Origin of the sequence: Amycolatopsis sp. NPDC026612 (assembly GCF_040638285.1) — a bacterium.
Lineage (GTDB): Bacteria > Actinomycetota > Actinomycetes > Mycobacteriales > Pseudonocardiaceae > Amycolatopsis.
Genome location: NZ_JBEZYB010000149.1, coordinates 1 through 10,262, shown reverse-complemented (window position 1 = coordinate 10,262; position 10,262 = coordinate 1). Strand labels below are relative to the sequence as shown.

Below are 10,262 nucleotides of genomic sequence, written 5' to 3'. Positions count from 1 at the left end.
CGCAAGTCCGTGGCCGCGTCCAGGCCGTTGCGCAGCTCCACCGCCGTCAGCGAATCGAAACCCAGCTCCTGGAACGTCTTGTCCGCGTCGAACACCGTGCCCGTGGCGTGGCCGAGCACGGCCGCGATCCGGCCGCCGATCATCTCGGCCACGGCCTCGGCCTGCTCGGCAGGGGTCAGCGCGGCCAGCCGCCGGGTCAGGTCGGCCGCGGCGGGCGCGTCGGCGCGGGAGACCCGGCGACGGACGCTGCCGGCGAGGTCCCGCAGGACGCCGGGCAGCACCGCCCGTTCGCGCAGCGCGGCCACGTCCAGTCCGGTCGCCACGATCCGGCCGTCGACGGTCAGGGCCGCGTCCAGCAGGGCCAGCGCCCGGTCGGCGGGCAGCGGTGGCACCCCGGCGCGGGCCATCCGGCCCCGATCGGCTTCCGACAGCTCGCCCACCAGACCATCGGCCAGCGCCCACGGCCCCCACGCCACCGACAACGTCGGACGCCCCTCGGCCGTCCGCACTTCGGCCAGCGCATCCAGGAACGAATTCGCCGCAGCGTAATTGCCCTGCCCGGCGGTGCCGAGCACGCCGGCCACCGAGGAAAACAGCACCAACCGGGTGTCCGGGTGCCGCTCCAAAGCCCGGTGCAGGTGCCAGGCGGCGTCCACCTTCGGGGCGAACACGGCGTCGAGCGAATCCGGCGTCAGCGAGCCGACCACCCCGTCGGCCAGCACACCGGCCGCGTGGATCACCAGGCCGAGACCGTGTTCCACGGCCACGGCGTCGACCAGCGCCGACACCGATCCGGCGTCGGTGACATCGCAAGCTCGCGCCTCGACCCGCTCGTCCAGCTCGGACAGCCAGTCCGCGGTGCCCCGGCGGCTGGCCAGCACCACACGCTCGGCCCCCAGCTCCAGGAGGTGCTTGGTCAGCACGCGTCCCACGCCGCCGGTGCCGCCGGTGATCAGCACGGTTCCGGCACAGGTCCAGGAGCCGGCCGCGGTGGCCCGGTGCAGCCGGGGAGCCAGCACGGCGTCGCCGGTCACGCGAAGCTCGGGCTCGCCGCAGGTCAGGGCTTCGATGAGGAGTTCCGCGCCCGGTGTGCCGCCCAGGTCGAGCAGGGCGAACCGGTCGGGGTTCTCGGCGAGCGCGCTGCGGACCAGGCCCCAGGCGGCCGCGGTCCGCACGCCGGCTTGCCGGGTCAGCAGTACGAGCCGCGAACCGGCGAAGGCCTCCTCGGCCAGCCAGCGCTGGACCAAGTCCAGCACCTCGGCGGTCAGGGTGTGCACGCCGGCGGGCACGTCACCCGCCGGCGGCGCGACCTCGGCCAACACGACCCGGGGCACGTCGGTGCCGGCCAGTGCGGCCAGGTCGGGCGCGGTCTGCACGGGCAGTCCCGCATCGAGCAGGAGGCCGGCGACGTCCTCGGCGCCGACGACCGCGATGCGGGACAGGCCGGTCCGGGAGGTGGCCGTGACCGGTGTCCAGCCGACGTCGTACAGGCCCTCCCGGCGCACGGCGACCGGTGCGGTGCCGGCCGAGCGCAGGGTCAGCGAGCCCACGGTCACCACCGGCACGCCGTCGTGGTCGGTGGCGGCGAGGGCGATGGTGTCCTCGCCCGAGCGGGTCAGCCGGACCCGCAGCCGGGTGGCGCCGGTGGCGTGCAGCTCGACGTCGTGCCAGGCGAACGGCACGACCGCCCCGCCGGGCTCTCCGGAACGCAGGTAGCGGATGCCGTGCAGGGCGGCGTCCAGCAGGGCCGGGTGCACGCCGAAGCCGTCGGCCTCCGCGTCCAGCGCGACCTCGGCGAACCACTCGTTCCCCGTGCCCTTCCAGACCGACTCGACGCCGCGGAACCGGGGCCCGTAGACCAGGCCCAGCGCTTCGAGTTCGGCGTAGAAGGTGTCGATGTCGACCGGGGTCGCCGCCGGGGGCCAGGTTTCCAGGCCGGTGGTCCCGGTCGCGGCGACGCCGGGCCGGAGGGTGCCGGTGGCGTGCTGGACCCAGTCGTGCCCGGAGCCGGACCGGGAGTAGATCATGAGGCCGCGGGTGCCGTCGGCCTGTTCGGCCGCCACCCGCACCTGGACCTGGACCGGCTCGCGGGCCGGCAGGACCAGCGGCGCGAGCAGGGTCAGCTCGCCCAGCCGGGCGCAGCCGGCCTCGTCGCCGGCCCGGATGGCCAGCTCGACGAACCCGGTGCCCGGGAACAACACCTGACCGTTGACGACGTGCTCGGCCAGCCACGGGTGCGTGCGCAGGGACAGGGAGCCGGTGAGCACCACCCCGGAGGCGTCGGCCATGGCGACCGCGGCACTCAGCAGCGGGTGCCCGGTCGCGGCCAGGCCGAACCCGGTCGCGTCCCCGGCGTTGGCCCGCGCCTTCGGCCAGAACACCTGGTGCTGGAAGGGGTAGGTGGGCAGGTCGACCCGCCGCGGCTTGAGCGGCGCGAAGAAAGCGTCCCAATCGATGGCGGCACCCTGGATGTACAGCAGCGACAACGCCCGGACGAGGGACTCCTCCTCGGGCTTGTCCTTGCGCAGGGCCGGAATCCCGGTGACCCCGGCCAGCTCGGCCACGTGGGTGGTGAGGGTGGCGTCGGGGCCCAGCTCCAGGAACGTGCGGACGCCTTCGCCGTGGAGACTGGTCAGGCCGTCGGCGAATCGGACCGTGTCGCGGACGTGCCGGACCCAGTAGTCGATGCTGCCCTGATCACTAATTCTACCGGTGACGTTGGAGACCACCGGAATCGTGGGCTCATGGAACGTGATCCCATCCAGCGCGCGAGCGAATTCCGCCAGCATGGGCTCCATCAGGCTGGAGTGGAACGCATGGGACACCGGCAGCCGCTTGGCCCGCTCCGCCTCGATCCCGCTGATCGCCTCTTCCGTGCCGGACAGCACCACCGCGTTCGGACCATTGACCGCCGCAATGGACACCTCGGGCCAGCGCCGTGCTTGTTCCTCGGTGGCCCGCACCGCCAACATCGCCCCACCCGCCGGCAGCGCCTGCATCAACCGGCCACGAGCCGCCACCAGAGAACACGCATCCGCCAAGGACAACACACCCGCCACGTGGGCAGCCGTGATCTCGCCGATGGAATGACCGGCCACGTAATCGGGTTTGATGCCCCAGGACTCGGCCAGCCGGAACAACGCCACCTCGACCGCGAACAACGCCGGCTGGGTGTATTCCGTCCGGTCCAGGCCCTCCCCGGACCACATCACCTCGCGTAGATTCTCGATCCCCAGCTCGGCCAGCACTTCGTCGAAAGCCTGAGCAAACACCGGATAACGGGCATGAAGCTCCCGGCCCATCCCCGCACGCTGCGCGCCCTGCCCGGAGAACAAAACCGCCAGCTTGCCCCGCACCCGGGTACCGGACAGAACCTCCCCGTTCCGCAGGGAAGACAACGCGGTTTCGGTGTCGGAAGCCAGCACCACCGCCCGGTGCTCGAAGGCGGAGCGCGTCCGGGCCAGCGACCAGGCCACGTCCACCGCCGCCTCACCGACGGCCCGCCCCGGCAAGGCCGCGGCCTGCGCCGTCAGGGCGTCCGGAGACTTGGCCGACAGCACCCACGGCACCAGCACATCTTCCGTACTGGCTTCGACGACCGGAGCAGGCTGGGCCGGCTGCTCGAGGATGGTGTGAGCATTGGTGCCGCTGATCCCGAAGGAGGACACCGCGGCCCGGCGCGGACGGTCTTGTGCCGGCCAGTCCCGTGGCTCGGTCAGCAGGCTGACCGCACCCGACTCCCAGTCCACATGCGACGAAGGCGCATCCACGTGCAACGTCTGCGGCAGCACACCGTGCCGCATCGCCATGACCATCTTGATGATCCCCGCGACACCGGCCGCCGCCTGCGTGTGCCCGATGTTCGACTTCACCGAACCCAGCCACAACGGCGTCTCCCGCTCCTGGCCGTAGGTCGCCAACAGCGCCTGAGCCTCGATCGGGTCACCCAGCTTCGTACCCGTCCCGTGCCCCTCCACCACATCGACGTCCGAAGTGGACAGACCAGCCGACGCCAACGCCTGCCGGATCACCCGCTGCTGCGACGGACCATTCGGCGCCGTCAAACCGTTCGAGGCACCATCCTGGTTCACCGCGGAACCGCGGACGACTGCCAGCACCTCGTGGCCGTTGCGGCGCGCGTCGGAAAGCCGTTCCACGACCAACATGCCGACGCCCTCGGCCCAGCCGGTGCCGTCGGCCCCGTCGGCGTAGGCCTTGCACCGGCCGTCGACGGCCAGACCGCCCTGCCGGGAGAACTCCACGAACAACGAAGGGCTGGACAGGATGGTGGCACCGCCGGTGAGCGCGAGCGAGCACTCGCCGCTGCGCAGTGCCTGGGCCGCCCAGTGCAGCGCGACCAGGGACGACGAACACGCGGTGTCCACCGTGACGGCCGGACCTTCCAGGCCCAGTGTGTAGGCCAGCCGGCCGGACATCACACTCGGCGTGTTGCCGGTCAGCGTCAGGCCTTCAGCCTCGGCCGAGCCGGCCGACAACGCGGAGTACCCGCTGGAGGACGCGCCGATGAAGACACCGGCGGGGCTGCCGCGCAGCGTCGCCGGGTCGATCCCGGACCGTTCCAGTGCCTCCCAAGCGGTCTCCAGCAACTGGCGCTGCTGGGGATCCATGGCCAGCGCCTCGCGCGGGGCGATGCCGAAGAACTCGGCGTCGAACCCGGCCACGTCGGTGAGGAAGCCGCCGCGGTGCGTGTCGCTGTGGCCGGGGCCGCCGCCGGTCAGCGTGGCCAAGTCCCAGCCGCGATCCTCGGGGAACTCGGCGATGGCGTCGCCGCCGGAGGCGACCAGCTGCCAGAGGTCTTCGGGCGAGCGGACGCCGTGGGGGAAGCGGCAGGCCATGCCGACGATGACGATCGGGTCGTCGTCGTGCACGATCGTGCCCGGCACCGCCGCGGTCGCCTCGACCTGCGGGTCGAGTTGCTCCAGCAGGTGCGTGGCGAGCTGCTCGGGAGTCGGGTGGTCGAACACCAGCGTCGAAGACAGCCGCAAGCCGGTGGCCTGGCCGAGCCGGTTGCGCAACTCCACCGCGGTCAGCGAGTCGAAGCCCAGTTCGCGGAACTCCCGTTCGGAACCGACCTCCGACGCCTCGGCGTGGCCCAGCACCAATGCGGCCTGCGCACCGACCAACGCCAAGACCCGTTCCCGCTGCTGCACCGGCGTCAAAACCGCCAGTTCCGCTGCGAAGCCATTCTCGCCCGCGCCGGGCGCAGTGGCAGCCGACCGGCGGACCGGCCGTGCCGGACCGGCCAACGTCCGCAGCATGGCCGGCACCTCGGCCCGGGCCCGCAGCGCGGCGGCGTCGAAGCCGGTGGCCACGACGTGCGCCGCGTCCGTGGCGATGGCGGCGTCGAACAGGGCCAGGCCATCGGCGTGGCTCAGGGGCGGGAACCCGGTGCGTCGCATCCGGGCGACGTCCTGTTCGGACAGGGAAGCGGTCATGCCGCCGGTGGGCTCCCAGCCTCCCCAGGCGATCGACAGCCCGGGCCGGCCTTCGGTCCGGCGTTGCTCCATCAGCGCGTCCAGGAAGGTGTTGCCGGCGGCGTAGTTGGCTTGGCCCGCCGTGCCGAGTACCCCGGCGATGGAGGAGAACACCACCAGCGGGGCGTCCGGCACGGCCCGGTGCAGGTTCCAGGCGGCGTCGACCTTGGCCGCCAGGACCCGGTCCAGCCGTTCGGGGGTCATCGACTCCACGAGACCGTCGTCCAGCACCCCGGCCGAGTGCACGACCGCGGACAGCGGAGCCAGGTCGTCGACCAGCGCCGTCGTCGCGGTGGCGTCGGTGAGGTCGCAGGCCCGGACCTCGACCCGCGCCCCGCCCGACTCGAGCTCGGCCACCAGTTCGCCGATGCCTTCGGCGGCCGGACCACGACGGCTGGTCAGCACCAGATGCCCGAAACCCCGCTCGACCAGGTGCCGGGCCACCAACCGGCCCAAGCCACCTGTTCCGCCGGTGATCACCACCGGGCGGGTGTGGTCCCACACCTGCGGGATGGTCAGCACGATCTTGCCCACGTGCTTGGCCTGACTCATCCACCGCATCGCCTCCGGCGCCCGCCGGACGTCGAAGGTGCGGGCGGGCAGGGCCTGCACGATCCCGTCGTCGACGAGGGTCAGGAGCTGGCGCAGCAGCTCCTGCGTGCGGTCGGGCCCGGCTTCCACGATGTCGAAGGCGCGGTAGCCGGGCACCTCGGTGCGGATGTCGGTCTTGCCCATCTCGGCGAACCGGCCGCCGTCGGCGAGCAGCCGCAGCGAGGCGTCAGTGAACTCGCCGGCCAGCGAGTTCAGCACCACGTCCATGCCGTGATCGCCGGACACCGCGCGGAATTGCTCCTCGAAGTCGAGGGTCCGCGACGACGCGATGTGGTCGTCGGCGATCCCGAACTCCCGTAGCACCGGCCATTTCGGCTCGCTGGCGGTCGCGAAGACCTCCGCGCCCAGCCACTGCGCGACCTGGATCGCCGCCATGCCGACACCACCGGCACCGGCGTGGATCAGCACGCGCTCGCCGGCGCGGAGGCCGGCGATGTCCTGAAGGCCGTACAGGGCGGTCAGGTAGGCCACCGGAGCACCGGCGGCGTCCACATCGGACCAGCGGGCCGGCACCGGGGCGAGGAACCGCTCGTCGACGACGGCGAACGGGCCGAAGCTGCCGCCGATCCGGCCCATCACGCGGTCACCGACCCGTAGGTCGCTCGCCTCGGGCCCGAGCTCGGTGACCACGCCCATCGCCTCGGCGCCGAGCAGGCCGGCGTCGCCCGGGTACATGCCCAAAGCGTTGAGCACGTCCCGGAAGTTGAGCCCGGCCGCGCGCACCGCGACCCGGACTTGACGGCCCGTCAGCTCGGCTTCCGCCGCGTCGCAGGGTTCCAGCGCGAGGCCGTCGAGGCTGCCTTGCGCGACCATGCCGAGCCGCCAGCTCGCGCTGTCCGCCGGCACCGCCAAGGCCGGCCGCACGGCGGTCAGGCCGCCGGTCAGCACGGCACCGTCACGCAGCCGCACCTCGCGCTCGCCGCCGGCCAGCGCATCGACCAGCAACGCACCGTCCAGCTCGCCCGCCGGGTCTAGGTCCAGCAACCCGAACCGGTCCGGGTGCTCCGAACGCGCGCTGCGGACCAGGCCGAGCACCGGCGCGGTCACCACATCGGCACCGCGGGTCAGCACGACCAGCCGCGAACCGGCGAACGCGTCTTCGGCCAGCCACTGCTGGACCAGGTCCAGCACCGTGCGGCTCGCCGCGTGCGCCCCGGCCACCACGTCTGCGGCTTCCGGCGCCCGGGCCAGGACGATCCGCGGAACCTCCTGGTCGGCCAGCGAAGCCAGGTCGTCCACCGTGACGACGTCCAGTCCGGCGTGCCGCAAGGCGGCGGCGACGTCCTCGGCACCGAGCACGGCCACCCGGGACAACCCGGTCCGTGCCGTCCCGGTCGACGGGCTCCACCGCATCTCGAACAAGCCGTCCACCGAGGCCGCCGAAGGCTCGGCGGCCCGCAGCGTCAACCCGCCGACGCTGAGCACCGGCGCACCCGCCGGGTCCACCGCTGACAACGTCACCGTGTCGTCGCCCGTGCGCAGCAGGCGCACCCGCAGCGCGGTGGCGCCAGTGGCGTGCAGAGTCACGTCCTGCCAGGCGAACGGCAGCACCGGACCCCGGCCGGTGCCTCCGACGCCGGTGAACCCGATGGCGTGCAACGCCGAGTCCAGCAACGCCGGGTGCAGGCCGAACCCGGTGGCCGCGTCGTCCAGGGCGACCTCGGCGAACCACTCGCCGTCGCCGCCCTGCCAGACGCCGGTGAGGCCCTGGAACCGGGGGCCGTAGTGCAGGCCGAGCCGGGCCAGGCCGGCGTAGAAGTCCTCGGTACCGGCGGGCTGCGCGCCCGGCGGCGGCCAGGTGGTCAAGCCGGCGGGGTCGGCCTCGGCCGCGTCGCCGCTGACCAGGCCGGTGGCGTGCTGGGTCCAGTCGCCGCCCTCGGCGCGGGAGTGCACGCCGAGCGCGCGGCGGCCCTGGGCGTCCGGCTCGCCGACGCGGACCTGCACCTGCACCGCACCCTGGGCGGGCAGGACCAGCGGTGCCAGCAGGGTCAGCTCGTCGACCCGGCCGCAGCCCACCTCGTCCCCGGCCCGCACCGCCAGCTCGACGAACCCGGTGCCCGGGAACAGGATCCGGTCGCCGACCACGTGGTCGGACAACCACGGGTGGGAGTGCAGCGACAGGCGTCCGGTGAGGAGGACGTCTTCGGAGCCGGCCACGGCGAGGATCGCGCCGAGCAGCGGGTGCCCGGTGACTTCCTGGCCGAGGCCGGACGCGTCCCCGGCCACCGCCCGGGTGGCGGGCCAGTAGGTGCGGTGTCGGAAGGCGTAGGTGGGCAGGATGGCCCGGCGCGGCTGGAGCGGGGCGAAGAAGGCGTCCCAGTCGACGTCGATGCCTTGGACGTGGAGGGCACCCAGGGCCCGGAGCAGGGTTTCGGGTTCGGGCTTGTCCTTGCGCAGCGCCGGAATTCCGGTGGCCTCGGCCAGGTCGGCGGTGTGCGTGGTCAGGGTGGCGTCCGGGCCCAGCTCCAGGAACGTGCGGACGCCTTCGCCGTGGAGACTGGTCAGGCCGTCGGCGAATCGGACCGTGTCGCGGACGTGCCGGACCCAGTAGTCGATGCTGCCTTGATCGCTGAACCCACCGGTGACGTTGGAGACCACCGGGATGGTGGGTTCGTGGAACGTGATGCCGTCCAGCGCTCGGGCGAACTCGGCCAGCATGGGCTCCATCAGGCGGGAGTGGAACGCGTGGCTGACCGGTAGCCGCTTGGCGCGGTCCGCCTCGATCCGGTCGATCGCCTCCTCGGCGCCCGACAGCACCACCGCGTTCGGGCCGTTGACCGCGGCGATGGACACCTCGGGCCAGCGCCGTGCTCGTTCCTCGGTGGCCTGGACCGCGAGCATCGCCCCACCCGAGGGCAGGGCCTGCATCAACCGGCCGCGTGCCTCGACGAGCGCGCACGCGTCGGCCAGCGACAGCACGCCCGACACGTGCGCCGCGGTGATCTCGCCGACGCTGTGCCCGGCCACGAAGTCCGGCTTGATGCCCCAGGACTCCATCAACCGGAACAAGGCGGTCTCCACCGCGAACAACGCAGGCTGGGTGTACTCGGTCCGGTCCAAACCGTCCCCGGACCACATCACCTCACGCAGATTCTCGATCTCCAGCTCGGCCAGGACCTCGTCGAGCGCCTCGGCGAACACCGGGTACCGGGCGTACAGCTCGCGGCCCATCCCGGCGCGCTGGGCACCCTGGCCGGAGAACAAGATCGCCAGCTTGCCCCCCACCCGGGCCCCGGACAGGACATCCCCATTTCGGAGGGAGGTCAACGCCGTCTCGGTGTCGGAAGCCAGCACCATCGCGCGGTGGTCGAAGGCCGTCCGCGTCGCGGCGAGGGACCAGCCGACGTCCACGGTGTCCTGGTCGCCGATCGTCTGGGCCAGGGTCCGGGCCTGGGCGTCCAGGGCTTCCGGGGTGCGACCGGACAGGACCCAGGGCACCAGCACGTCGTCCCGGACCACCTCCGGGGCGGCCGGAGCAGGCTCGGGAGCCTCGATGATCGTGTGCGCGTTCGTCCCGCTGATGCCGAACGACGAGATCCCGGCCCGGCGCGGACGACCGGCCTCGGGCCAGTCGCGCGCCTCGGTCAGCAGGCTCACCGCACCGGCGTCCCAGTCCACGTGCGAGGACGGCGCGTCCGAGTGCAGGGACCGCGGGAGCACGCCGTGCCGCATGGCCATGACCATCTTGATCACGCCGGCCACCCCGGCCGCGGCCTGGGTGTGCCCGATGTTCGACTTCAGCGAACCCAGCCACAGCGGGGCTTCGCGGTCCTGGCCGTAGGTGGCGAGCAGCGCCTGGGCCTCGATCGGGTCACCCAGCTTCGTGCCGGTACCGTGGCCCTCGACCACATCAATGTCCGATGTGGACAGACCGGCCGACGCCAGTGCCTGGCGGATCACCCGCTGCTGCGAGGGGCCGTTCGGTGCGGTCAGGCCGTTCGAGGCACCATCCTGGTTCACCGCGGAACCGCGGATGATCGCCAAGACTTCGTGGCCGTTGCGGCGGGCATCGGAGAGGCGCTCCAACACCAGCATCCCGGCACCCTCGGACCAACCGACACCGTCGGCGCCGTCACCGTAAGACTTGCACCGGCCGTCCTCCGACAGCCCCCGCTGCCGGGAAAACTGAATGAACGTGTTCGGCGTCGCCATGAC

Annotated in this window: 1 protein-coding gene and 1 pseudogene; both read right to left on the bottom strand. The window is 72.7% G+C overall.

The window, feature by feature from the left end; genetic code table 11:
• Positions 1-10,142 (bottom strand): SDR family NAD(P)-dependent oxidoreductase (locus tag AB0F15_RS44255; protein WP_360283818.1); only part of this gene is annotated, 10,142 nt, incomplete at its 3' end.
• 30 nt (positions 10,143-10,172) lie between these two features.
• Positions 10,173-10,259 (bottom strand): annotated as a pseudogene (locus tag AB0F15_RS44250) (hypothetical protein); the annotation flags it as partial.
• Between the last annotated feature and the right edge of the window lie 3 nt (positions 10,260-10,262).